General features: G+C 62.2%; 22 protein-coding genes. 11 read left to right on the top strand and 11 right to left on the bottom strand.

Annotated elements, in window-relative coordinates; genetic code table 11:
- Window positions 1-34: 34 nt before the first annotated feature.
- Window positions 35-1,117 carry a hypothetical protein gene (locus tag RO009_05770; GenBank protein MDT3684533.1) on the top strand — a complete coding sequence of 361 codons (1,083 nt, stop codon included), beginning with the start codon at window positions 35-37 and terminating at the stop codon, window positions 1,115-1,117.
- Here the strand turns inward: RO009_05770 and RO009_05775 are convergent, their stop codons facing one another.
- The 3 genes from RO009_05775 to RO009_05785 form a co-directional block, all read right to left on the bottom strand.
- The gene (locus RO009_05775) at window positions 1,118-2,578 is read right to left on the bottom strand and encodes an APC family permease (GenBank protein ID MDT3684534.1); all 1,461 of its coding nucleotides are present in this window, start codon (window positions 2,576-2,578) and stop codon (window positions 1,118-1,120) included. It abuts the gene before it with no gap.
- A gap of 163 nt (window positions 2,579-2,741) precedes the next feature.
- Window positions 2,742-2,954, bottom strand: a complete 213-nt coding sequence (locus tag RO009_05780; GenBank protein MDT3684535.1) for a hypothetical protein — start codon at window positions 2,952-2,954, stop codon at window positions 2,742-2,744.
- A gap of 50 nt (window positions 2,955-3,004) precedes the next feature.
- Window positions 3,005-3,211, bottom strand: coding sequence for a DUF6496 domain-containing protein (locus RO009_05785; protein MDT3684536.1), 207 nt, complete (start codon window positions 3,209-3,211; stop codon window positions 3,005-3,007).
- 178 nt (window positions 3,212-3,389) lie between these two features.
- Between RO009_05785 and RO009_05790 the strand changes: the two genes are divergently transcribed.
- The 4 genes from RO009_05790 (at window position 3,390) to RO009_05805 (ending at window position 6,300) form a co-directional block, all read left to right on the top strand.
- Complete coding sequence (locus RO009_05790; GenBank protein ID MDT3684537.1) at window positions 3,390-3,563, top strand: hypothetical protein; 174 nt, start codon at window positions 3,390-3,392, stop codon at window positions 3,561-3,563.
- A gap of 207 nt (window positions 3,564-3,770) precedes the next feature.
- On the top strand, window positions 3,771-4,190 hold the full coding sequence (locus tag RO009_05795; GenBank protein MDT3684538.1) for a CBS domain-containing protein: 420 nt from the start codon (window positions 3,771-3,773) through the stop codon (window positions 4,188-4,190).
- Between the two features lie 134 nt (window positions 4,191-4,324).
- Window positions 4,325-4,882 carry a flavin reductase family protein gene (locus RO009_05800; GenBank protein MDT3684539.1) on the top strand — a complete coding sequence of 186 codons (558 nt, stop codon included), beginning with the start codon at window positions 4,325-4,327 and terminating at the stop codon, window positions 4,880-4,882.
- Between the two features lie 179 nt (window positions 4,883-5,061).
- Window positions 5,062-6,300: a PAS domain-containing protein gene (locus RO009_05805; GenBank protein ID MDT3684540.1), complete on the top strand. Its 1,239-nt coding sequence runs from the start codon at window positions 5,062-5,064 to the stop codon at window positions 6,298-6,300.
- Window positions 6,301-6,371: 71 nt separating this feature from the next.
- Here RO009_05805 and RO009_05810 read toward each other — a convergent pair whose 3' ends face one another.
- The 3 genes from RO009_05810 to RO009_05820 form a co-directional block, all read right to left on the bottom strand.
- Window positions 6,372-7,010, bottom strand: coding sequence for a cyclic nucleotide-binding domain-containing protein (locus RO009_05810; GenBank protein MDT3684541.1), 639 nt, complete (start codon window positions 7,008-7,010; stop codon window positions 6,372-6,374).
- A 120-nt stretch (window positions 7,011-7,130) separates the two neighbouring features.
- Window positions 7,131-8,078 (bottom strand): hypothetical protein, encoded by a 948-nt coding sequence (locus tag RO009_05815; protein ID MDT3684542.1) that lies wholly within the window; start codon window positions 8,076-8,078, stop codon window positions 7,131-7,133.
- A 450-nt stretch (window positions 8,079-8,528) separates the two neighbouring features.
- The gene (locus tag RO009_05820) at window positions 8,529-8,720 is read right to left on the bottom strand and encodes a hypothetical protein (protein MDT3684543.1); all 192 of its coding nucleotides are present in this window, start codon (window positions 8,718-8,720) and stop codon (window positions 8,529-8,531) included.
- A gap of 213 nt (window positions 8,721-8,933) precedes the next feature.
- On the opposite strand from RO009_05820, the gene RO009_05825 reads away from it, so the two are divergent.
- Window positions 8,934-9,440 carry a DUF1993 domain-containing protein gene (locus RO009_05825; protein MDT3684544.1) on the top strand — a complete coding sequence of 169 codons (507 nt, stop codon included), beginning with the start codon at window positions 8,934-8,936 and terminating at the stop codon, window positions 9,438-9,440.
- 226 nt (window positions 9,441-9,666) lie between these two features.
- Here RO009_05825 and RO009_05830 read toward each other — a convergent pair whose 3' ends face one another.
- Window positions 9,667-9,870 (bottom strand): type II toxin-antitoxin system RelE/ParE family toxin, encoded by a 204-nt coding sequence (locus RO009_05830; protein ID MDT3684545.1) that lies wholly within the window; start codon window positions 9,868-9,870, stop codon window positions 9,667-9,669.
- Window positions 9,867-10,097 (bottom strand): hypothetical protein, encoded by a 231-nt coding sequence (locus RO009_05835; GenBank protein ID MDT3684546.1) that lies wholly within the window; start codon window positions 10,095-10,097, stop codon window positions 9,867-9,869. Before RO009_05835 ends, RO009_05830 begins: the two co-directional genes overlap by 4 nt.
- A gap of 167 nt (window positions 10,098-10,264) precedes the next feature.
- On the opposite strand from RO009_05835, the gene RO009_05840 reads away from it, so the two are divergent.
- Window positions 10,265-10,423, top strand: coding sequence for a hypothetical protein (locus RO009_05840; GenBank protein MDT3684547.1), 159 nt, complete (start codon window positions 10,265-10,267; stop codon window positions 10,421-10,423).
- A 262-nt stretch (window positions 10,424-10,685) separates the two neighbouring features.
- Here the strand turns inward: RO009_05840 and RO009_05845 are convergent, their stop codons facing one another.
- Together RO009_05845 and RO009_05850 are read right to left on the bottom strand one after the other, a co-directional pair.
- The gene (locus RO009_05845; GenBank protein MDT3684548.1) at window positions 10,686-11,027 is read right to left on the bottom strand and encodes a hypothetical protein; all 342 of its coding nucleotides are present in this window, start codon (window positions 11,025-11,027) and stop codon (window positions 10,686-10,688) included.
- Between the two features lie 478 nt (window positions 11,028-11,505).
- The gene (locus RO009_05850; protein MDT3684549.1) at window positions 11,506-11,934 is read right to left on the bottom strand and encodes a nuclear transport factor 2 family protein; all 429 of its coding nucleotides are present in this window, start codon (window positions 11,932-11,934) and stop codon (window positions 11,506-11,508) included.
- A 464-nt stretch (window positions 11,935-12,398) separates the two neighbouring features.
- On the opposite strand from RO009_05850, the gene RO009_05855 reads away from it, so the two are divergent.
- The 3 genes from RO009_05855 to RO009_05865 all read left to right on the top strand — a co-directional run bounded on the left by RO009_05855 (window position 12,399) and on the right by RO009_05865 (window position 15,875).
- Window positions 12,399-12,557 (top strand): hypothetical protein, encoded by a 159-nt coding sequence (locus RO009_05855; GenBank protein ID MDT3684550.1) that lies wholly within the window; start codon window positions 12,399-12,401, stop codon window positions 12,555-12,557.
- 238 nt (window positions 12,558-12,795) lie between these two features.
- Complete coding sequence (locus RO009_05860) at window positions 12,796-14,616, top strand: AAA family ATPase (protein ID MDT3684551.1); 1,821 nt, start codon at window positions 12,796-12,798, stop codon at window positions 14,614-14,616.
- Entirely contained in the window at window positions 14,613-15,875 is a 1,263-nt protein-coding gene (locus RO009_05865; GenBank protein ID MDT3684552.1) for an ATP-dependent helicase, read from the top strand. Before RO009_05860 ends, RO009_05865 begins: the two co-directional genes overlap by 4 nt.
- A gap of 7 nt (window positions 15,876-15,882) precedes the next feature.
- On the opposite strand, the gene RO009_05870 is transcribed toward RO009_05865, so the two are convergent.
- Entirely contained in the window at window positions 15,883-17,679 is a 1,797-nt protein-coding gene (locus RO009_05870) for an acyl-CoA dehydrogenase C-terminal domain-containing protein (GenBank protein ID MDT3684553.1), read from the bottom strand.
- A gap of 349 nt (window positions 17,680-18,028) precedes the next feature.
- Between RO009_05870 and RO009_05875 the strand changes: the two genes are divergently transcribed.
- Window positions 18,029-21,046 (top strand): hypothetical protein, encoded by a 3,018-nt coding sequence (locus tag RO009_05875; GenBank protein ID MDT3684554.1) that lies wholly within the window; start codon window positions 18,029-18,031, stop codon window positions 21,044-21,046.
- Window positions 21,047-21,200: the final 154 nt, after the last annotated feature.

The following is a 21,200-nucleotide window of genomic DNA, read 5'->3' on the forward strand; positions in this document are numbered from 1 at the left end:
AGCGTGGCTTGCTGTCTGCGGAGCGGATGCTGCGATGGCGCAGACGGCATCCCGGCGCCCTCCCGAACTGCAGAAAAAGCTCGACGACTATCATCGCGCGCGCAAGGCCTTCCTCGCCGAAAGCGAAGCTTATTGGAATGCGATTGCGGAAAGGCGCAGGCTGCGCGCGCAGAAGCGCCGCAACGGCGAGGCGATCACGCGCGAGGATTATGTGCTGACGCAGCCGCCGGTCTATACCGGACCGCCGCGGCCGGTCGATCCATCGATCCCCGAGCGCGACGAGACCATTCCGCCCAGAAAGGTCATTCCGGTCGTGGCAGATTTCCTGAAGGCCGCGCGCGAGCATTACAATTTTGTGCCGGATCGGCCGGCCAGCGAGCGCGATTTCAAGCGCGCTTATGTGCAGACCGCGCTCGCTTCCGGGCTGACGCGCGAGCAGATCATTCGCGTCTATGCCTTCGAGACCGGCGGCAACGGCACCTATGACATGCAGGCGGGCGTCAACCCGTCGAAGCCGGATTCGCGCGCGATCTCTCCGGCCATGGGCTACAACCAGTTGCTTGCGACCAACACGGTGTCACTCTTTGCCGGACATGGCGACGATTTCGTCCGCGCTCTGACGCAGAAGGCGGTGCAGCTTGACGGGGCCGGAAAGGCATCGCTCGCACGCAAGATCGAAGTCCTGCGCCGCATGATCGCGGCGAGCCGTACCGTGCCGAACCGGTGGGCCGAGCACGACAAGCTCGCCGATACGCCGCAGGGCTACGGCATGCATGCGGCCGTGCTCGACCGCGACATCGGCCCGCTGCTGCAGACGCAGAAGCTGCTCAATTCGGTGAGCTTCGCGCGCCAGCGCGGCGTCAAGCGCGCGCTCACCGGCGCCGAGCTCGAGCTGATGAATTTCACCGGCGACGGCAACGGCATCGACATGGTGTCGATGCCGCAGGAGCTGCGCGAGATCGTGCCGACCGCGAATTTCTTCCAGCAGCGCGGCTATGAGCGCAATCCGGTCGCGCGCCGCACCGGCACCGTGGCAAGGCTCATCGCCGACATGGATCAGCGCATGGACCGCTATTCGCGGAATGCCGGCGCGAAGGAACTCATGTCACATTTTTAGTTAATTCCGCGGTCCCGGTCCGCCGACGTCTTCCATGATCGGGTCGATCGGCTTCACCCCGGTGGCGCGGTTGATCCAGACCGTGACCAGCCACAGCACGATCCCGATCGCGATCAGCACGCCGGCGATCTTGTACTGCACCGGATCGCGCCCGGTCCACGGCCCAACCAGAAACGCACAGGACAGGGCGCCGAGCACCGGCAGGATGGTCGGGGTGCGGAAATGCGCATGCCGCACATTGTCCCGCCGCAGCGCCAGCACCGCCACATTCACCACCGTGAACACGCAGAGCAGCAACAGCGCCGTGGTGCCGCCGAGCGCAGGGATTTCGCCGACAAAGGTGATCAGCGCGAAGGCGAGCAAGGTGGTGAAGACAATCGCCACAAAGGGCGTGCGGCGCGTGTGATGCACGCGGCCGAGCAGGCGCGGCAGCACACGCTCGCGGCTCATGCCATAGACCAGCCGGCTCGCCATCAGCATGTTGATCAGCGCGGTGTTGGCCACCGCGAACATGGTAATGAAACCGAAAATCCAGACCGGGAAGTCCGGCGCGCCGGCGGCCACCACTTTCAGCAGCGGGGTCTCGCCCTGCGCCAGCTCCGCCGGCGGCACCAGGGTGATCGCCGAAATCGACACCAGGATGTAGATCGCGCAGGTGAACAACAGGCCGATGAGCAGCATCTTCGGGAAGGTGCCGACCGGATCTTTGGTCTCCTCTGCCATGTTGACGGAATCCTCGAAGCCGACCATGGCGAAGAAGGCGAGCGTCGTTGCCGCCACCACCGGCCAGACCCAGTGCATGTCGGGCGACGTCTTGAACTCGAAGGCGCGCGAGACGTCGCCCTGTCCGAGCCCGATCGCCCACGTCCCGATGACGATGATGATGAGCAGGCCGGTCAGCTCGATGGTGGTGAGGATGACATTCGCCACCAGGCTCTCGCCGACGCCCCGGAAATTGATCGCCGCCACCGCCGCCATGAAGGCGAGGCCCATCAGCGTGATGCCGATGCCTGCCTGCAGATTCAGCCCGAGGGCATTGGAGAAATTCGCGGCAAAGGCGCGCGAGGCGGTGGACGCCGAGGTGATGCCGGACGACATCACCGCGAAGGCGATGATGAAGGTGACGAAATGGATGCCGAAGGCGCGATGCGTGTAGAGCGCCGCGCCCGCCGCGCGCGGATATTTGGTGACCAGTTCGAGATAGGAGAAGGCGGTGATCAGCGCCACCGCGAAGGCGGAGAGAAAGGGCAGCCACACCACCCCGCCCACCTGCTTCGCCACCTGCCCGGTCAGCGCATAGATGCCGGTGCCGAGAATGTCGCCGACGATGAACAGCAGCAGCAGCCACGGGCCGATCACCCGTTTCAGCTCCGGCCCGTCATGCGTGCGGGTCGCGGTATCATGTGCGGAGGTCTCAGATACAGGGGTTTTGGAAGCGCCGGCGGTCGCATCGGTGGTCATGGCCCGATCCTTTCGCAGCTAGGCGTTGGCCGCACCGGCCGCGCCGGAGCGCATCATACGGCACTCAGTATTTTTCGCCGGACGCGGGAGAGTCAATGCAGGTGATTTTCACCCTCCCCTCAGGCGGCCCTTCCCACAAGGGGAGGGTCACAAAGAATACGCACTAGACCGCCTTGCCGCCCATCGCGGCTTCGCCGGCCGCGCGCTGCGGCACCTCGATCGACACGCCGAGGCCTTCCTTGATGGAATTGCTCGCGGCGCCCGCCGCGGATTCGAACGCCGCTTCCTTGGTGGCGTAACTGCCCATCACCTTGCCGTTGTGGTCGATGGCCCAGCCGTCTTCATGCCGGATAATCTTGTAGGCTGCCTGTCCCATATCCGCTCCTGTATGACCTGTGCGCTGACTTGCGTCACCTATTTCGCCCGTTATTTGCGCCGCGATGATTTGCGCTTGCTCTTGCGTTTCGGCACTTTCTTGCCCTTCGCGCGCGCCTCCGACAGCCCGATGGCGATCGCCTGTTTGCGGCTCGTCACCTTCTTCTTGCTGCGGCCGCTGCGCAGCGTTCCCTTCTTGCGTTTCTTCATGGCGCGCTCGACATCCTTCGATGCCGAACGGGAATATTTGCGTGCCATATCGCTCTCCTCGCAATGGGTTGGTCATGGGCGCCGCGTGAGCCGGCCTCGGAACCAACGCCGTGTAACAAAAATTGTTGCATTGCGGACACGGAACAACCCTGCCCCGGGCGCATTAAGAGACGTCGCGCCGCCCTCAGCGCGTCACAAGAAGACTTGCAAGAAGGAAAAGACCTTGATGCGCGGATTCCGCTGCGCCGGCTGTGGCCGGGCGCTCGATGCCGTACGCTCCTGCAAATATCGCAACGAACGCTTCTACTGTTCCGAATTCTGCTCCGAAGATGACGAGGCGAAAAAGCCGCCGCTGAGCATCTGGGACTATCCGGCGTCGCCGACACAAACCGGTTTGTGAAACCTGCCGCTCGCGATTCGGCGCTCCCGCGCCGGCCGGTGCCGGCTCACGCATTGGTGAATATCCGCGCGATTGATGCGCCGCTTTCTCCGTCTGATCTGTGGACAGGCGGGCCGCGCCGGCGGAAGCTTGCCGCCTTTTCAAAGGGGGGAGAATACGCAGCGCCGCGTTTATTCCGCGGCCATTGAGGCATGGAAGGAGAACGCCATGAAAGTCCGGGACGCAATGCACAAGGGTTGCGAATGGGTCGCCCCCGAAACCAAGGTGTCCGAGATCGCCCACAAGATGCGGCACAGCGACATCGGCGCAATGCCGGTCGGCGAGAATGACAAGCTGATCGGCATGGTCACCGACCGCGACATCTGCTGCAAGGGTTTCGCGAATGGCATGGACGCGGACGCGCTCACGGCGCGCGACGTGATGACCATGGGCATCGTTTATTGTCACGACAGCGACGATCTGGCGGAAGCGGCCGATCTCATGGAGAGCCGGCAGATCCGCCGTCTGCCGGTGATCGACGCCAACAAGCGCATGGTCGGCATGCTTTCGCTCGGCGACGTCTCGCACGCGGCTACGCAGAGGGTCACGGCCGAGGTCGCGAAAGCGGTGAGTGCGCATCACGGGTGATGTAAGATCGCCTTTGGCTTGACCGCGCCGCGAACAGGGCTACCTCCCCTTATGAGGGGAGGCAGCCCGATTTTGCCGCACCGCCGAGCCAGATGCGATCGCCCTGCCCGCGGGGAGGGTGGGAAAGATGCCCCATGAAAACCTACACCAAACGCGACTTTCCGGTCTCCGACATCCGGCGCTATCTCGAGCCGGGGCCGGTCGTGCTGGTCTCCTCACATCACAACGACAGAGCCAACATCATGACCATGGGTTGGCACACGGTGATGGAATTCACGCCCTCGCTGGTCGGCTGCATCATCGCCAGCGGCAATCACAGCCATGACATGATCCGCAGGAGCGGCGCCTGCGTGATCAACGTGCCGACCATGGACCTGGCGAAGACGGTCGCGGATATCGGCAATTGTTCCGGCGCGGACACCGACAAATTCACGAGGTTCAGGCTCACGCCGGTGAAGGCGACGCATGTGAAGGCGCCGCTGATTGCGGAATGCCCGGTCAGCCTGGAATGCGAGCTCGCCGATGACAGGCTCGTCGCCCAATACAACTTCTTCATCTTCGAGGTGGTAAAGGCGCACGCGGCCAGGTCGCCGAAATATCCGCGCACCATCCACTATCAGGGCGGCGGACAATTCATGGTGGCGGGACGCGAGATGAGCCTGCGCAATCGCTTCCGGCCGGAGATGCTGTGAACCCCGTGCCATCCCTGTCGCGGCCGTCCGCGTTCTGGTGCGTCGCACCTATCATGGATCAGCGCGGCATGGCGCATGCACGGGCGCGCAATTTCACGACAGGCGTTGACTAACGTTAAGCCGGGCGTCCGCCGTGCGGTGATATTATTTGCCCGCAACCGATTCGCCGGGACGGCACAATGGATATTGCAACCCCCGAACGGCAGAAGCGCCCGCTCGTCGATCAGGACGTGCCGTTTTCCTTTGCAGAACTGTTCTTTTCCAGAACCAATCCCAAAGGCGTCATCCGCTCGGGAAACGGCGTGTTCCAAAGGATCAGCATGTATCCGTGGAACGAACTGATCGGCAAGCCCCACAACATCATCCGCCACCCAGACATGCCGCGCACCGTGTTCTGGCTGCTCTGGGACACGATCAAGAAGGGCGAGCCGATCGGCGCCTATGTGAAGAACCGGGCGAAGGATGGCCGCTATTACTGGGTGTTCGCCATCGTCACCCCGATCGAGGATGGCTATTTGTCGGTCCGGCTCAAGCCGAGCGCTCTGTTGTCCGTCATCGAGGCCGAATACAGGGCGCTCGCCGCCACAATGGCGCAAGACAGGCTTGAGCCCAGGGACGGCGTACCCATCCTGCTGCAGCGGCTGGCGGCACTTGGCTTTACCGATTACGCGGCCTTCATGGCGACCGCGCTGAGCAAGGAAATGACCGCGCGCGACCGGCAGCTCGGCCGCCCAGGCGATCGCACGCTCGCGCTGTTCGACAGTCTGGTGGAGCAGGCGACATCGCTGCTCGTTCGGGCGGATGCGATATTCGCAGCCTATACAAAAATCAGGCTCGTGCCGCTCAATCTCACCGTCCGCGCCAAGCATCTCGGCGCAGGCGGCGCCACCATCGGCGTGATCTCGAACGACTACAACGCCATTTCCGCCGAGATCAAGGCCAGCATGGATCGTTTCGTGGCGTCGGCGCGGCAATTGCTGCGGGCCATCAGTGAAGGGCAGTTCCTGATCTGCGTCGCCAAGGTGCAGCAGGAAGTCGCCGAGTATTTTCGCGCCGAAGACAATGTCGGTGAACTCGATCGTGACCGCGAAATGGCGCTGCTGCTGCAGCAGCAATCCGCCTATCAGGCCAAGGCGGTCGCCGGATTGCGGGCCATCATGGCGCAGGCGGCAAGCTTCCAGCAGGATTGCGCGGAGATGAAGCGCCTCGCGACCGGCCTGGAAGTGACACGCATCATGGGCAAGATGGAAAGCTCACGCCTGCTCGCCAAGGATGGGCTGAACGAGCTGATCGACGAGCTCGGCGCCTTTCAGAGCGCGATCGCCGACGGGCTGAAGGACATCGACGCCGCAAACCGGAGCATCCAGCAGAACGCCCGCAGGATGATCTCGGCAGGATCAGGAGATTTGCAGCCGTAACGCCGCTAGCGTCGGCATGCGTTGCGTCCGCTTGTCTCCGCGCAAAACACTCTTCGTTGCCGTGCTCATCCTCACTTCGCCGCGGCTGTTTTCAGTTCCGCTGCGGCGAGCCGCTTCTCCAGCGTGGCGATGTTCTCGAACAGGCGCCGCGTGGTCAGTTGCAGAAAGAAGAATCCGAATTTGGGATTCTGGAAATACAGCTGCTTGAGCTGATCGTAGCTGATCTCCAGAATATCGCCCTCCTCGACGCAAATGACAGTCTGCGTGCGCGCGCGCGCCGGCGCCATCATTCCCATCTCGCCGATCATCTGGCCGGGGGCAAGGTCGAGCCCGAGCGCCTCAATGCGGAAGCGGCCGGACAGCAGGAAGGCCATGCTCTCGGCCGGATCATCCTTGCGGTAGAGCACTTCGCCCGGCCTCACCCGACGCCGCCTGGAAAAGGATTTCAGCCAATCAAGATTGAGGTCGCCGCGCGCGGCTTCGGAGACCTGCCTGACCAGCTCAAGCATCTGATGCAGACGCCAGGCATTGAGCGGCAGCAACACGACATGCAGGGCGAGCACCGGATAGGCGGCATCCAGATAGCCATAGGCGATGAAGAAGACATTGCTGACGAGCCCCACGATCCGCAGCGGAATCATGGTTTTCATGGCGAATGTCAGAAATACGAGTAAGGCCGCGCAATAGCCGACCAGTGCCGCGATATCCATGACATCCCCCTGCCCATGTCTTGCCGGGATGGTAGAGGGATAGGTGCGCACCAATCAATATGCGGTGCAGTCAGTTGTCCGTTCTCGGCAATCCAGTCCGCCGCAGCAATCGGGATACGTTCACGCCGCCCGTCGCCGTGAAAGGCCAAGTATGCGCCGCAACTCCTCCTCCCCGCCATAGGGACGGCCATAGTCTTCCGGGTGGCTCACATCATCATCCACCGTCTCGGGCGCATCGCCTGATACTTGTCCGGATGCAGCAAATCTGGCCTCACGCATCTGCAGGAAGGCCGGAACCTTGCCTTCGTCTGCATCCATTGCGGTTGCACTGATGTTGCGGTGGACATTTCGCCGCCGGCGCGCGCGAACGATGCTGAAAATCGCCGGGCCCATCGCGCCGCCGATGAGCAATGCGGCGATATAGGACGCCGGCAATCCGGTCGGCGTGGCGGGAGAGCTGCTCGCCTTGGCGACATCGGCGCTGGCGACATCGGCGCCGCCTGCCGGTGTCTGCCGGGCGCGCGCGTCGTCCGTGGCCGGCTGCGGCTCGGCCGGCTCTGCGGAATCGCGCATGGCCCATGCGGCGCGCGCGGCCTTCTCGTCCGCCCATTCGGTCAGGCCGTTGTCCTCATCGCCTGCGATGCCGGCTTCCTTCAGAAGGCCGGTCCAGTCCACCAGATAAGGCACGCTCTCCTGCGGCACGAACACAAATGACGTGACGCCGGCGGCGTCGCTGCGCGCGACCGGCGCAGGCGTCTCCTGCGGCGGCGCCGGCTGGGCCTCCGGCTCGGCCGTGTTTGCGGCGGCTTGCTCGCGCCGGTCGGCCTTGAGCGCTGCCGCCTCCTTGTCCTGCGGGCCGAGGAACCAGCATTTGCGCTTGGTTGCGCGATCGGTGCGATACCACCAATGCTGCCCGGCCGGCGCCGGCGCATTCGGCTTTGCGATGCAGTCATCTTCGGCGCGCGCGGGCGCGCCCGGTAACATGGTGCCAAGGACTGCAAGTGAACCAAGAACTGCAAGTGAAAGAGCAAACACAGGCAGTGACGTCGATTGAATGTGTTTGCGCACGCAACCCTCCCTCGCTTTGAGGATTGCAATTCACCTTGTTACTTCGGCTGCAATGCGTCGTGACTTCGACGATTCATGGGCACCGTGGTGGGCGGTTCGTCGCAGCGGTATTCACGCCCTGCGGCATCGCGTTTTTCGTAGGGTGGGTTAGGCGCACGATCTCGGGCTTGCCCGAGATCGGCATCAGATCGTGCGCCGTAACCCACCGGCTGCATATGCCGCGAGTCACGTGGTGGGTTACGCGCCTTCGGCGCTCACCCACTCTTCGCGGGTTCGACGATTCATGGGCATGCAATGCGTAGCATTGTAGGGTGGGTTAGGCGCAAAGCGCCGTAACCCACCGGCTGCACATGCCGCGAGTCATGTGGTGGGTTACGCGCCTTCGGCGCTAACCCACCCTACGCGGCTAACCCACCCTACGCAGCTGAAATGGGTGCCTGACAGCGCGCCTCACGTGTCGGGCGTCTTTCGCCAGGTATCGCGCAAGGCAGACCAGAACGCCGCCAGCGCGATCACCACCGCGACCAGGACCAGCATGACCACGAGCTGAACCACGCTGAAATTCGGCGAGTCCTTCGCGACGAACCAGGCGGCGATGACCCCCGCCGGTATCAGCAGGAGCCGCACAAAAAAGCCGAGCACGTAAGGCTCCCCGTGGTTTCGAACGGAAACCAAACTACCACGCGGATGGGTTCAGCGATAAAACAACGCGAGCGATCTGGTCTTCGATTTTGTCATGGCCGGGCGCGCGCAGCGCCGCATCATTTGCTTGTCGCCAGACAAGGACAGCAGGCACTTTTGCCGCTGAATTTCGCTGCGTGATACTGCGCATCCCATGACCCGCCGAGAGCCATCATGCCCGTTTCAATGTACCAGGCGTCCGTCCCCGTTTTCGTGCACGGCCTCAAGGCCCTGTCGCACCTGCTGGACCGGGGCGAGGCGCATGTGCGCGACACCGGTGCCGATCCCGCAGCGCTGATCGGCGCCCGCCTCGCGCCTGACATGCTGCCGCTGTCCGGTCAGGTGCAGCGCGCCTGCGACACCGCCAAGCTGTCGCTCGAACGCCTGAGCGGGCTAGCCGCCCCGCGCATGGAGGACACCGAACAGACCTTCGCGGAGCTGCACGCGCGCATCGACAGCACGCTCGCCTATCTTGACGGCTTCACCGAAGCGCAGCTTGCCGGCAGCGAGACCAAGATCATCGAGCTGGACCGGCACGACTACAAGCCGACCTTCGACGGCGCGTCCTATCTGTTCAGCTTCGGCCTACTGAATTTCTGCTTCCACATCACCACCGCCTACAACATCCTGCGGCATGCGGGCGTGAAGATCGGCAAGCGCGATTACCTCCGGCCATTCTGAGGCGCGGGCAACGCGCGGCCTGTAGCCCGCATGGAGCGAAGCGGAATGCAGGACAGCCAAGCCGCACGCAACGCCGCTCCGGATTTCGCGGAACCTGTCATCGAGCCGCGCTTTGCGCGGACCCGTTGGCTCCATCCGGGCTACGCTTGCTCCTCCCACGGCCAGATCCGCGCTGCATGACGCACATGCAGGATGACAACCTCGTCTTCGCTCACCGCGTAGAAGATTAGGAACGATACCGTACCAGCGATGCAACGCGCACGCCGGGCTCGTCGGATTCATGGCCGAAGAAAGGATACTCGGCCAGCAACGCCGCAATTTCCTTCACGCGCGCGGCAACAGCCTTTGCCGCAGCAGGGTTGCGGTCGAACAAGTAGCTGAAAACGTCTGCAAGCTCGCGGAGCGCGGTGTCGGTATAGCGGACCTTCATGCGCCGTAGCGACTGAACAAAGCCGTCACGGCGTCATCGCTGGCGAGCCTGCCCGCGCGCAAATCCGCCAGCCCGCGCCGCACGGCGGCACGCTCATCGTCGCTCAGCTTGTAAACGCCAGCATGCTTGCGCTCGATGTCGGCGACCGATTTCACAAACTCATCCTGTGCCTCGTCCGGCCAGGAGGCGATGCGTTCAAGCAGAATTTCAATGCTGTGCTTGGTCATGACAGCAATGTTATCAAAATCGGAATGCCTCTGCCACGGGGGAAAGCGGCAAGCGATACGTCAAAATGCATCGTCATGGCCGGGCGAAAGCGCGAAGCGCGTCATCGCGCTGAAGTCCCGGCCATCCACGTCTTTGCAGACGCGCGCCCCTCACGCTACGATTTGCAATGAGCAACGAACGCTTTTTGCAGATAGTTTTTGTGATTTTGATTATTGGCTTTGCGTTCGTGCTGATCGACCGAGAAAAATGTGAAAATCCCGACGGCAACCCGTGCCGCTTCGGCGGCGGAGGCCGCGGCTCGGTGCCGCTGTCATTCGGAAAATAAAGTCCGTAGCCCGCATGGAGCGCGGAATGCGGGACCAGCAGAATCACACGCAACGCCGCTCCCGGATTTTGCGGAGTTTATCCTCGGGCGCGCTGGAAGCGCGACCCGAGGGCGCCATCCGGCGACACTCGCGTGAAGAATGAAGCGGCCTTACCCTCCCCCTTGTGGGGAGGGTCGCCCGCCGAAGCTTTGGCGAAGGCGGGCGGGGTGGGGGTCGCTGCGTAGCGCACCGCGCGACCTTTTCGCAGCCCGCGTCAATTCTCTAACTCTTCTTGCGCTTGCTGCGTTTGCGCAGCCGCTTCGCATTGGCCCTGACGGTCTTCAGCGCGGGCCTGGACGCGGCGGCGCCGAGTTCCGCAGCGACATGGGCCGCGCGGCCGGGCGAGACCTTGCCGAGCGCGGCATCGCGCGACAGCCGCAAGGCGGCCTTCTGCATTTCGAAGGCGCCGCTCGATGCGGCCGCAATCTTCTCGCTGATCATGCGCGCCTTCTCGGCGTCGCCTTGCGGCGACGACAGGCGATGCCACAGCACCGCGGTGGCGTGCATATTCGCGACGAAAAGATCGCCGGCGAAAATCCAGGGATTGAAATGCCGCCGCCCCATCGCACCACCTCCGCAGCACAGGCGCCCGCGCAGACTGGGCCGGGATGTTGCCGAATGTGGGGCAGAGCAGAGCGAAGCAGCATTCCCCCGTCAGGGCCGGGCCGGCGCGCAGCGCCGTGACCCAGCCATCCATCTTTTCGAGAAATGATGGATGCGCGGGTCAAGCGCGCGCATGACACTTCAAGTTAAACGCAGGTCTGTAGCCCGCATGGAGCGAAGCGTAATGCGGATCGGCAAAGCCACACGCTTCGCCGCTCCGGATTTCGCGAAGCCTGTCATCGGGCCGCGCTTCGCGCGGACCCGTTGGCTCCATCCGCGCTACGCTTTGCTGGCGGTCGCGTAACTTGTAGGGTTAGGCGCGAAGCGCCGTAACCCACCATTTGGGACCGGCTTCAAAGTCGCTCGGTGGGTTACGCGCCTTTGGCGCTAACCCACCCTGCGCTTGCTGGCAGAACCCATCCTGCTGCTGCCGGCCAAATCACGGCACGAGGTCCATGACGACGCGCCCGCTCTCGAATTCGACCGGCAGCGAGACATGCTCGTGCGTGATCAGCCAGCCATGATCCGAGCGGCGGCAGCCGTTGCTTGTGCGCACCCAGTATCCAACCTCGCGCCCGTTCGTCCGGGTTCCGCTGGCCCGCAGAAGCATGTGCGCGGCCGCGACATCCCCGCTCGCCAGAATATCCAGGTCGCGGGTTTCCATGCCGATGGCGCTCGTCCAGCCTTCGAACCAGTGCAGGAACCTGTCCCGAAGCGCGGCAGATCCGGCATAGCGCAGAGGAGGCACGACGTCGAAATAGACAATGTCGGGAGAATAGAGCGCCATGAGCCGGTCGATATCCTTGGTCCGAATGGCCTCGGACCGACTGTCGAACAGCGCTCTCACCTCGGACTGGGTCGAAGCCATTGCATCCTCCGTTCCGGGACTGCAACAAGGCCGCCACCACCGTCTGGCGTCACCCGACAGCATAATTTCCCGCCCTGTTCGCGCAAGGCGGGAGAGAAACACCTGGCGCGACGGGTTCGCGGCGCTCAACCTGTCCTGCGCTTGCAGTGGATGGCGCAATACACCTGATCACTTCAGCTGCAATGCGTTGCGACTTCGGCAATTGCGCGACGTCCACATGTTTGTTGCCGCGCGGCGCGCGGCCAACTCCGCATCATCCCGAGAGCCTGACTCGAAACGGAGTCAACACGATGAAAGCCTTCATCGAACGCGTCATGCCCGGCCTTGTGCCGGCATGCACGCCTTGAGGCGAGAGCCGCAAGACAAACGTGGATGGCCGGGACAAGCCCGTTGCCATGACGGAAATCAGATGCCGGGTGCCGATCGGCCCTCGCCCGCCGCCCCTGTTGGCGTTACGATTTGCGATGAGCAACGAACGCTTTTTGCAGATTGTTTTTGTGATTTTGATTGCGGGCTATGTGCTGATGCTGATCGACAGAGCGAATTGTCAAAAGCCCGACGGCAGTCCCTGCCGCTTCGGAGGAGCAATCCCCGTCTCTGTGCCGGTGTCAGTCGGCAGATGACGAGGCCGTAGCTCGCATGGAGCGAAGCAAGATGCGGGACCGCGGAGCCACACGCAACGGCGCCCCGGATTTCGCGGAGTTTATCCTCGGGCGCACTGAGAGCGCGGCGAGAGGCTCCTTCCGGGCACGCTTGCTTTGCGTCGCATCACGTCAGCGGCGCGGTTGCGCGCATTTGCAATACGACCATTTCACGATACCATTAGTTGACAATTACGTCTTCATCGACGGACCAAACTGCATGCGCATTGCAGAACTCCGCATTGAGAATTTTCGCGGCATTAGACAGGCTCACATTAAATTTAGTCCCCACACTGTATTCGTAGGCGGTAACGGCTGTGGCAAAACAACAATCATAGAAGCATTGGCTTTACTCTTTGGGCGCGACCGCATGGTCCGCTCTCTAACAGAGCACGATTTTTATGGTAGCGACCCTGCGCCCGCCGATCGCATAAACTTCGTTGCGACCATTATCGATTTTGAGAAAGACGATCCAGCCGAACATCCAGAATGGTTTCGGGAAGATCGCGGCGTTCCAAAGTGGTGGGATCCGTTAACAGGAAGGTTATCTGCTACACGTGACACCGCAACCTGGCGGCTCGCTTGTCAGGTAGGCTTCTGTGCTCGCTTTGATCGCCCTTCTCTGGAAGTCGAAACCATTCGATACTTCCACGACGACGACAATATCGCTGATGTCTTTACAGAAGAATCGACAACTCCCCTACCGAGCCGACTAATTCGTGATCTCGGTTTCTTCTTGGTTCCCGCTAATCGAACGTGGGATCGCGTAGTATCGTTCGGCTCTGAACTCTTCCGCCGCGTGGTTTCGTCAGGAGATGGACAACCAGCAGACTCGGTTCTAGTAGAACGCAACCGTCTACGAGCACCACAACAACCGTTGGAGCAGGATCCCAAGCTTTCCCCGATCGTTGAACAGCTAAATGAAGAACTCGCCAGATTTTTTCCGAATGCGCCTTCACTCCAACTAAGAATCACATCAACCGACAGCGACGGACTTCTTGATGCTGTAGTACCGCACTATAGGCATACGAATGACTCACCCACTATTCCGGCAAGGCGGCACGGAAATGGCCTGATCTCACTTCAGCATCTACTTTTATTGCTACAATTTGGTCGGCGACGAGCCGCGGCCAAAGAAGAATTCTGGATGGCCCTAGAAGAACCCGAGCTTCATATTCCACCACCTCTACAACGCAGCCTAATCAACAGAATCCAATCCCTTTCGACACAAACATTTGTGTCAACACACTCTCCAATGCTCGCTGCATTTGCCGATCCGCAAGCTCTAATTATTCTCCGCAACAAGAATGGAACTTTATCGACAAAACAACTACTAGATAACGCACTGCCGTCGAGTACGCCCAACTCGGTGCGAAAACTTTTTCAAATCAACCGGCTTCAGACGATAGAAGCCCTGATGCACGATGCGTTGCTAGTTCCTGAAGGCCGCATCGACTACGAATTAGTTACCCTGCTTACCCGCATCCTAGATTTGCGTCAGGATTGGAGTCCAGCAGGTGATTGTCATTTCGGCTCTGAAGTTGGAGTCATACCGACCCACGATGCCGCAATAGAGGCAACCATCGCTGAATTGGCAAAAATACATCCTCAAATCGTCGCCCTTGTGGACGGTGATAAGGAGGGCCTGAACTACTCGCATGCCCTTGCAAAGGCTGCAGCCCCGCCATCGGTAATCTTGCGTTGGCCAGCATCATGGACCTTTGAAGACACCATCGGATGGATTCTTGATGGCGATTCGTCGGGCGCAGTCGCGCTATTAAGGCAATCCATATCTCCGGCACCTCAGACAGTCGCCGATCTCGTTTCTCGATTAAAATCTACAAATCGCACAACACATGGCCTTAAGCAGGACCAAATCGCTTACGAAACGATTGCTAGCGTCATAGGATCGTTAGCCTCTTGCCGAGCCCGCGCATTATCACTGTTAAACGCCGTTGCTGATATTGCGCTTGGTCGTCCAAATTCTCTATTCGCTCCGGCAGGAACACAGGAGCTCCTTGTCAGAGTTTTTAAGCCATGACGATTTTCGCCGTTGAGGGGGCGGCTGGAACTGGGAAAACTACACGACTGATGGCAGCCCTTGAGGAAGCTATCAAGGAAACGCCTCTTAAATCTGGGCAGCGAGTCTTAGCGCTAACTTTCATGCACGGAGCACGTCGCAGACTTAATGACCGAGTTCGTAAAGTCCCCAATGTAAGAAGCCGCTGCGAATGCGCTACAATAGACAGTGTAGCACAGAGAATTATAAAAAGATGGCGGACCCTTCTGTCAGCGCGTGGAATTACAATTCCTAACGAAGGGCAATATGACGCCCAGTGCAACGTAGCCGGAATTTTATTGGAGCAGCCAGAGGTACGAAGCTGGATGCGAACAAGTTTTCCTGTTGTAGTGGTGGATGAAGCGCAAGACCTCAAACCAGAGCGCCTTAGAATTATTCGTGCGCTAGCGCGAGCAGGAACAACTCTTATAGCTGCCGACGAATTCCAGTGCCTCGACGCAACACTGCGCCCAAATCCAGCAACGAAATGGCTTCACAAAGCTTGTCGGCCTGAAGTTCTGACCCAAGTTCGGCGTACTAATATTAATGCACTACTTGCTGCGGCCACGGCAATCCGATCGGGTAACGCTCCTGTAGCGGCAGGCAATCTAAGGATTTTTCCTTCGCAAGGCGTTCCAATGGCGGCCGTCTATCTCGCAAATGCGATAGCATGGCGCGGCACCGGACAGGTCGCTGTAATAACACCCGCGCTACAAGGAGACTTTGCGCGCAATGTTGTACGTCGTGTTCAGCAGCAGCCCTGCGGAAAGCACCAGAATGGGCCGTACAACATTCGCTGGGAAAATTCCGAAGCCGACGAGGTTGCAGCAATCAATAGCGAGCTTGTAATCGCAGACACCGCGTCCATAAGCGATACGCTATCTGCCTTGGAAAAGTTGGGACAAAGTAGCATTGCACGGGGTGTTAGAAGTTGGGCGCAGCTAGAGGTTAACGCCACAAAACGAACCGAATTCACTCGGACTGAAATTGAGGCTCAAATTGCACGTCACGTTCACATACGTCGCCAACACTACGGAATGGAAAGTGAGTTTGTGGCTCTCACAATTCAACAAGCAAAGAACCGCGAGTTTGAAGGCGTTGTAATTCTATGGCCATACCAAGTCGGTGGAGACACAGAGCATAAGAGGCGCTTACTCTACAATGCCCTCACACGGGCAAAACGTTGGTGCACCATAGTCACACAAAGTCCTCAAATTCTCAAAAGCGCGCCCTTCGCATAGATTCCTGTCAAAACCCCTCCGCCGCCATCTGCATCACGCTCCCCGCCCCCGCGCTGATGCGCGCGAGATGCGCCGCCGTTTCCGGCAGCATGCGCTCGACGAAAAACTTTCCGACGATCAGCTTGTTGCGGAGCGCCTGCTCGCGGCCGCCCGCGCCTGCCGCGAGCTTCTCGTTCGCGGCTTTCACGATGCGCAGCCACATATAGCCGAGCGCGACGAGGCCGAAGAGATGCATGTAGTCGGTGGCGCCGGCGCCGGCATTGTCGGGCTTTGTCATCGCGTTCGCCATGAACCACATGGTCGCCTGCTGGAGATGGCCGAGCGAGACATTGACCGGCCCCATGTAGGGCTTCAGCCCTTCGTCATCCTTGTGCGCGTTCAGAAAGCCCTGCACCTCGGCGAAGAAGGCCTGCAGAGCTCTGCCGCCGTCCTTCGGCAGCTTGCGGCCGACCAGATCGAGCGCCTGGATGCCGTTCGCGCCCTCATAGATCATCGGGATGCGCGCATCGCGCACGAATTGTTCGGCGCCGGTCTCGGTGATGTAGCCGTGGCCGCCATACATCTGCTGCGCGGAGACCGCGTTCGCAAAGCCGAGATCGGTGAGCACGCCCTTCACCACCGGGGTGAGCAGGCCCATCATGTCCTCGGCGTGCTGCTTCTCCTTGGCGTCGCTCGAGCGGTGCGCGATGTCGCCGAACAGCGAGGCCCAGAGCACGAAGGCGCGCGCCGCCTCGTTGAAGGCGCGGATGGTGAGCAGCGTACGCCGCACGTCCGGATGCACGATGATCGGATCGGCCGGCTTGTCGGGGAATTTCGGTCCCGTGAGCGCGCGGCCCTGCAGGCGCTCCTTCGTGTAGGCAACGGCGTTCTGATAGGCGACCTCCGAGAGCGCGAGCCCCTGCAGGCCGACCGCGAGCCGCGCCTCGTTCATCATCACGAACATGGCGTTGAGGCCGCGGTTTTCCTCGCCGATCAGAAAGCCGGTCGCGTTGTCGTAATTCATCACGCAGGTGGCGTTGCCGTGAATGCCCATCTTGTGCTCGATCGAGCCGCAGGAAACGCCGTTGCGCTGCCCGAGCGAGCCGTCGTCATTCACATTCACTTTCGGCACGATGAAGAGCGAGATGCCCTTGGTGCCGGCCGGCGCGCCTTCGATGCGCGCCAGCACGAGATGGATGATGTTGTCGGTGAGATCCTGCTCGCCGCCGGAAATGAAAATCTTGGTGCCAGAGATTTTGTAGGAGCCGTCCGCCTGCTTCACCGCCTTGGTGCGCAAGAGGCCAAGGTCGGTGCCGCAATGCGGCTCGGTGAGATTCATGGTGCCGGCCCATTCGCCGGAAATCATCTTCGGCAGGAATTTGTGCTTCAGCTCGTCGGAAGCATGCGTGACGATCGCGGCCACCGCGCCCTGGATCAGGCCGGAATACATCGAGAAGGCGAGATTGGAGGAGGCCAGGAATTCGTTGACCACCGTGGTCAGCGTCGCCGGCAGTCCCTGCCCGCCGAATTCCACAGGGCATGACAGTCCAATCCAGCCACCCTCGACGAGTTGCCGATAGGCCTCCTTGAAACCGTCCGGCGTCGTGACCCGTCCATCCTCGTGGCGTGTACATCCCTGAGCATCGCCGCGAGCATTGAGAGGAAACAGCACCTCACTGCAGAGCTTCCCGCTTTCTACGAGCATTGCCTCCACTACATCTGGTGTGGCGTCGGCAAAGCCCGGAAGATTGTTCTGCCGCTCGATGTGGAACACATCGTTGAGCAGAAACAGCACATCCTCGACTGGCGCAGTGTAGCTCGGCATTTCAATCCCCCGGGCACTCGAAACGAATCTGAGAAGCTTACTGCAAGCTCTCTGCATTCTCGTTACCGCACCCTGCAAGGGGGAGGTCGTCCGCCAAAGCGAAGTGACGGCGGGCGGGTGCGGGTCTGCGGCATGACCCCTCCCGAGCCCTCCACCTTTCAGGGAAAGGGAGCTTCTAAAGGGAGCTTCTGTTGCGTTAGCCGCAAAATTTAACCCGCTGTTTACCCTACCGCGAACAAAGTGGCGGCTCGGGGACGGGACCGCTGCGCTTTGCCACCACCTGTTAACAAGTGCCGGTTCCATCAGCTCTTTTACGGGTCTGCCCCCGCCGGCCGTTTTGGGTGAGCGCATGAGGCAACGCGTCCCGTGGAACGTGAAAGGTGTGCGGCCGGAAGTCCGCGACACCGCACGTGAAGCCGCGCGCCGGGCGGGAATTCCGGTCGGGCAATGGCTCGATCAGGCCATTATCGAACAAGCCGGCGGTCCAATTCCGCAGCCTTATCAGCATCATCATCCGGCCCAGCATCATCAGCCGGCGCCGCCCTACCCGCCGCAACAGCATCATCAGCCGCATCAGCAGCCGCATTACGCACCCTATCCGCCGCAGCAGCCGGCTTACGCGCCGCCGCCGCCTCGTCCGGCGCCGCCGCAATGGCAACCGCCCGCCTCTTATCCGCCGGCCGATTACGGCCCGCCGGCCTATGCGCCCATGCCTGCGCCCCTGCCGCCGCAGCCGGCCTACATGCCGGCGCCGCAATTGCAGCCGCAGCCGGACTGGTCCGCCGATCTCGACCGCGCGGTCGCCGAAATCTCCGCGCGCCAGCACGCGCTTGAGGTCGATCCGGCCGCGCCGCCGCTGCAGCCGCAGCCTCAGCCTCAGCCGCAGATGCCGCGGCCCGAATCCTTTTCAGCGCCGGCCTATCCGCCCCTCGCACCGCAAGTTTTTGCGCCGCCGCCCTATGCGCCGCCCCCCGCCCCGGCCTACGCGCCGCCTCCGCAGGCCGCTGCGCCCTCGTTCGACCTGTCCGGCCTTGAGCGTCAGCTGCAGGGCATCACCGCGCAGATCGAAAACCTCAACCGCAACGACGGTTTCAGCCAGGCCATCGCTGATCTCCGCAAGGATCTGGCCGAGATCGGCCGCACGCTCATGGAGGCGATGCCGCGCCACGCGCTCGAGGCGCTGGAAGCGGACGTCCGCAGTCTCGCCGACAAGATCGAACAAAGCCGCATGGCCGGTGTCGACCCGGCAACGATCGCGAATATGGAGCGGGGCCTCGCCGACGTGCGCGAGGCGTTGCGCACCCTGACGCCGGCGGAAAGTCTGGTCGGCTTCGAGCAGGCGGTGCGCGGCCTTGCCGCGAAAATCGACCAGATCGCCGTGTCGCACCACGATCCGGCGGCATTCCAGCAGCTCGAGGCGACCATCACCGCCTTGCGCGGGGTGGTCTCGCATGTCGCCTCCAATGACACGCTGATGGGCCTGTCGGAAGAGGTCCGCGGCCTCGCGGCCAAGATCGACCGTGTCGCCGGCAACAGCAGCGGCTTTGGGCCGGAAGCCCTGTCCTCGCTGGAAAAGAAGATCGCCGATCTTCCGGTGCTTGGCGCCATCGAGCGCGGCTTCGGCGAGCTGAAGGCGCGGATCGACGAAATGCAGGGCGGCGAGCGGCCTGACGCGGCCAGCCATCTGAAGCACGATCTCGACCGCACGCGGGATTCGCTGGAAGCGCTGCACGGCACGCTTGGACTGGTGGTCGATCGCCTGGCGACGATTGAATCCGGCCTCCAGGCCAATGGCGTGAAGCCAGGGCCGCAGCAGCCCGCTCCGCCTCCGGCGCAGCCGGTCAGCCCGCCGCCGGCGCCGCCTCCCGCGCGCATTCCGGTGCCGGAAGCCGCCGCTCCAGCCCCGACCTTCGCCTCCGCGCCATCTTTGCCGCTACAGCAACAGGTTCTGCCGCCGGTATCGCCGGCTCCCGTGCGCCCACATCCGGCACCGGTGGCGGAGCAGCCGCGCGAAAAGCCGCGCCCCATGCCCCCGGCGCAGGAACGGCAGCCGATCAATCCCAATCTGCCGCCGGATTTCCCGCTCGAGCCGGGCTCCGGCGCGCCGCGCATGCGGCCGAAGCCCTCGGCGGCCGAGCGCATCGCCGCCTCCGAAGCCGCGCTGGCGCCTGGCATGCCTACCGCTGATGCCGGCCCGACCAATTTCATCGCTGCGGCGCGTCGGGCGGCGCAGGCCGCCGCGCCCGCCACATCCGGCGCGAAAGACGACGAGCAACCCGAAGCATCCCGCAAAAGCATCGGTCAGCGGGTCCGTGCGCTGATCGTCGGCGGCAGCGCCGTGATCGCCGTGATCGCGTCGATGCATGTCGCCATGAAGATCTTTGATCCGGCCAACCAGGGCGAGATCGGCGTCGTCTTCACCGATCCTCCTCCCGGCATCGAGGAAAAGATGCTCGCCGAGGAAGAGGAGCAAGAGCGCACGAAGTCCGCGAGCGCGCCGGCCCTCGTCCCCCCCTCCGGCATTCTTCTGCCGGAGAACAAGCCGGCTGCGCCGGCCAATATGGCGCTTGCTCCCGTTATCGATCCCGGAATTACCGGCTCGGTCGCCTCCCGTCCCGCTCCTGCAAAGCCCGCGGCGACACCGGCCGACAACCGGCCCGCGCTGCCCGACCGCCTGCCGGCCCCGCTGCGCGAAGCCGCCCTCAACGGCGATGCCGGCGCCGAATACGAGATCGCCATCCGCTACCTGGAAGGCCGCGGCATTCCCCAAAACACCGCCGAGGCCGTGCGCTGGCTGGAACGCGCTGCGGCGGCGAACCTTGCACCCGCGCAATTCCGCCTCGGCGGCCTGTACGAAAAAGGCCAGGGCGTCAAAAAGAACCTGGAGACCGCGCGCAAGCTCTATGTCGCGGCCGCCAACAAGGGCAACGCCAAGGCCATGCACAATCTGGCGGTACTCTATGCCGAAGGCATTGACGGAAAACCTGATTACAAGACCGCGGCGGGCTGGTTCCGCAAGGCGGCCGAACATGGCACCGCCGACAGCCAGCACAATCTCGGCATCCTCTATGCCCGCGGCGTCGGCGTGGAGCAAAATCTGGCCGAGTCCTACAAATGGTTTGCCCTTGCCGCCAACCAGGGCGACCGCGATTCGGCGAGCAAGCGCGACGATGTCGCCGCCAGGCTCGACCAGGGATCGCTGATGGCGGCGAAGCTCGCGGTGCAGACCTTCGCGGTCAAGCCGCAGCCGGACGAGGCGGTCGGCGTCAAGGCCCCGCCCGGAGGCTGGGAGCCGCGCCCCGCCAGCAGCCCGCGTCCGGAGAAAAAGCAAAAGCCCGGATCTCCGATGCGGGTCACTCCCTCCTGATCTGGATCTGCGGGTCACGCCCTCCTGATCTGGATCTGCGGGTCACGCCCTCCTGATCTGGATCTGCGGCTCACGCCTTCCTGATCTAGATCTAGTGGCCGGCGCGCCACAAATTCATCGACTCTTCAGCACCATGCTGTACGGATGACCGCAA

Origin of the sequence: Pseudorhodoplanes sp., from assembly GCA_032027085.1 — a bacterium.
In the GTDB taxonomy this organism is placed as follows: domain Bacteria; phylum Pseudomonadota; class Alphaproteobacteria; order Rhizobiales; family Xanthobacteraceae; genus Pseudorhodoplanes.

What these genes read in the sequence shown, in the direction of transcription:
- RO009_05770 (MDT3684533.1), top strand. Translation starts at nt 35, where the DNA reads ATGGCGCAGACGGCATCCCGGCGCCCTCCCGAACTGCAGAAAAAGCTC.
- RO009_05775 (MDT3684534.1), bottom strand. Translation starts at nt 2,578, where the DNA reads ATGACCACCGATGCGACCGCCGGCGCTTCCAAAACCCCTGTATCTGAG.
- RO009_05780 (MDT3684535.1), bottom strand. Translation starts at nt 2,954, where the DNA reads ATGGGACAGGCAGCCTACAAGATTATCCGGCATGAAGACGGCTGGGCC.
- RO009_05785 (MDT3684536.1), bottom strand. Translation starts at nt 3,211, where the DNA reads ATGGCACGCAAATATTCCCGTTCGGCATCGAAGGATGTCGAGCGCGCC.
- RO009_05790 (MDT3684537.1), top strand. Translation starts at nt 3,390, where the DNA reads ATGCGCGGATTCCGCTGCGCCGGCTGTGGCCGGGCGCTCGATGCCGTA.
- RO009_05795 (MDT3684538.1), top strand. Translation starts at nt 3,771, where the DNA reads ATGAAAGTCCGGGACGCAATGCACAAGGGTTGCGAATGGGTCGCCCCC.
- RO009_05800 (MDT3684539.1), top strand. Translation starts at nt 4,325, where the DNA reads ATGAAAACCTACACCAAACGCGACTTTCCGGTCTCCGACATCCGGCGC.
- RO009_05805 (MDT3684540.1), top strand. Translation starts at nt 5,062, where the DNA reads ATGGATATTGCAACCCCCGAACGGCAGAAGCGCCCGCTCGTCGATCAG.
- RO009_05810 (MDT3684541.1), bottom strand. Translation starts at nt 7,010, where the DNA reads ATGGATATCGCGGCACTGGTCGGCTATTGCGCGGCCTTACTCGTATTT.
- RO009_05825 (MDT3684544.1), top strand. Translation starts at nt 8,934, where the DNA reads ATGCCCGTTTCAATGTACCAGGCGTCCGTCCCCGTTTTCGTGCACGGC.
- RO009_05830 (MDT3684545.1), bottom strand. Translation starts at nt 9,870, where the DNA reads ATGAAGGTCCGCTATACCGACACCGCGCTCCGCGAGCTTGCAGACGTT.
- RO009_05835 (MDT3684546.1), bottom strand. Translation starts at nt 10,097, where the DNA reads ATGACCAAGCACAGCATTGAAATTCTGCTTGAACGCATCGCCTCCTGG.
- RO009_05840 (MDT3684547.1), top strand. Translation starts at nt 10,265, where the DNA reads ATGAGCAACGAACGCTTTTTGCAGATAGTTTTTGTGATTTTGATTATT.
- RO009_05845 (MDT3684548.1), bottom strand. Translation starts at nt 11,027, where the DNA reads ATGGGGCGGCGGCATTTCAATCCCTGGATTTTCGCCGGCGATCTTTTC.
- RO009_05850 (MDT3684549.1), bottom strand. Translation starts at nt 11,934, where the DNA reads ATGGCTTCGACCCAGTCCGAGGTGAGAGCGCTGTTCGACAGTCGGTCC.
- RO009_05855 (MDT3684550.1), top strand. Translation starts at nt 12,399, where the DNA reads ATGAGCAACGAACGCTTTTTGCAGATTGTTTTTGTGATTTTGATTGCG.
- RO009_05860 (MDT3684551.1), top strand. Translation starts at nt 12,796, where the DNA reads ATGCGCATTGCAGAACTCCGCATTGAGAATTTTCGCGGCATTAGACAG.
- RO009_05865 (MDT3684552.1), top strand. Translation starts at nt 14,613, where the DNA reads ATGACGATTTTCGCCGTTGAGGGGGCGGCTGGAACTGGGAAAACTACA.
- RO009_05870 (MDT3684553.1), bottom strand. Translation starts at nt 17,679, where the DNA reads ATGCCGAGCTACACTGCGCCAGTCGAGGATGTGCTGTTTCTGCTCAAC.
- RO009_05875 (MDT3684554.1), top strand. Translation starts at nt 18,029, where the DNA reads ATGAGGCAACGCGTCCCGTGGAACGTGAAAGGTGTGCGGCCGGAAGTC.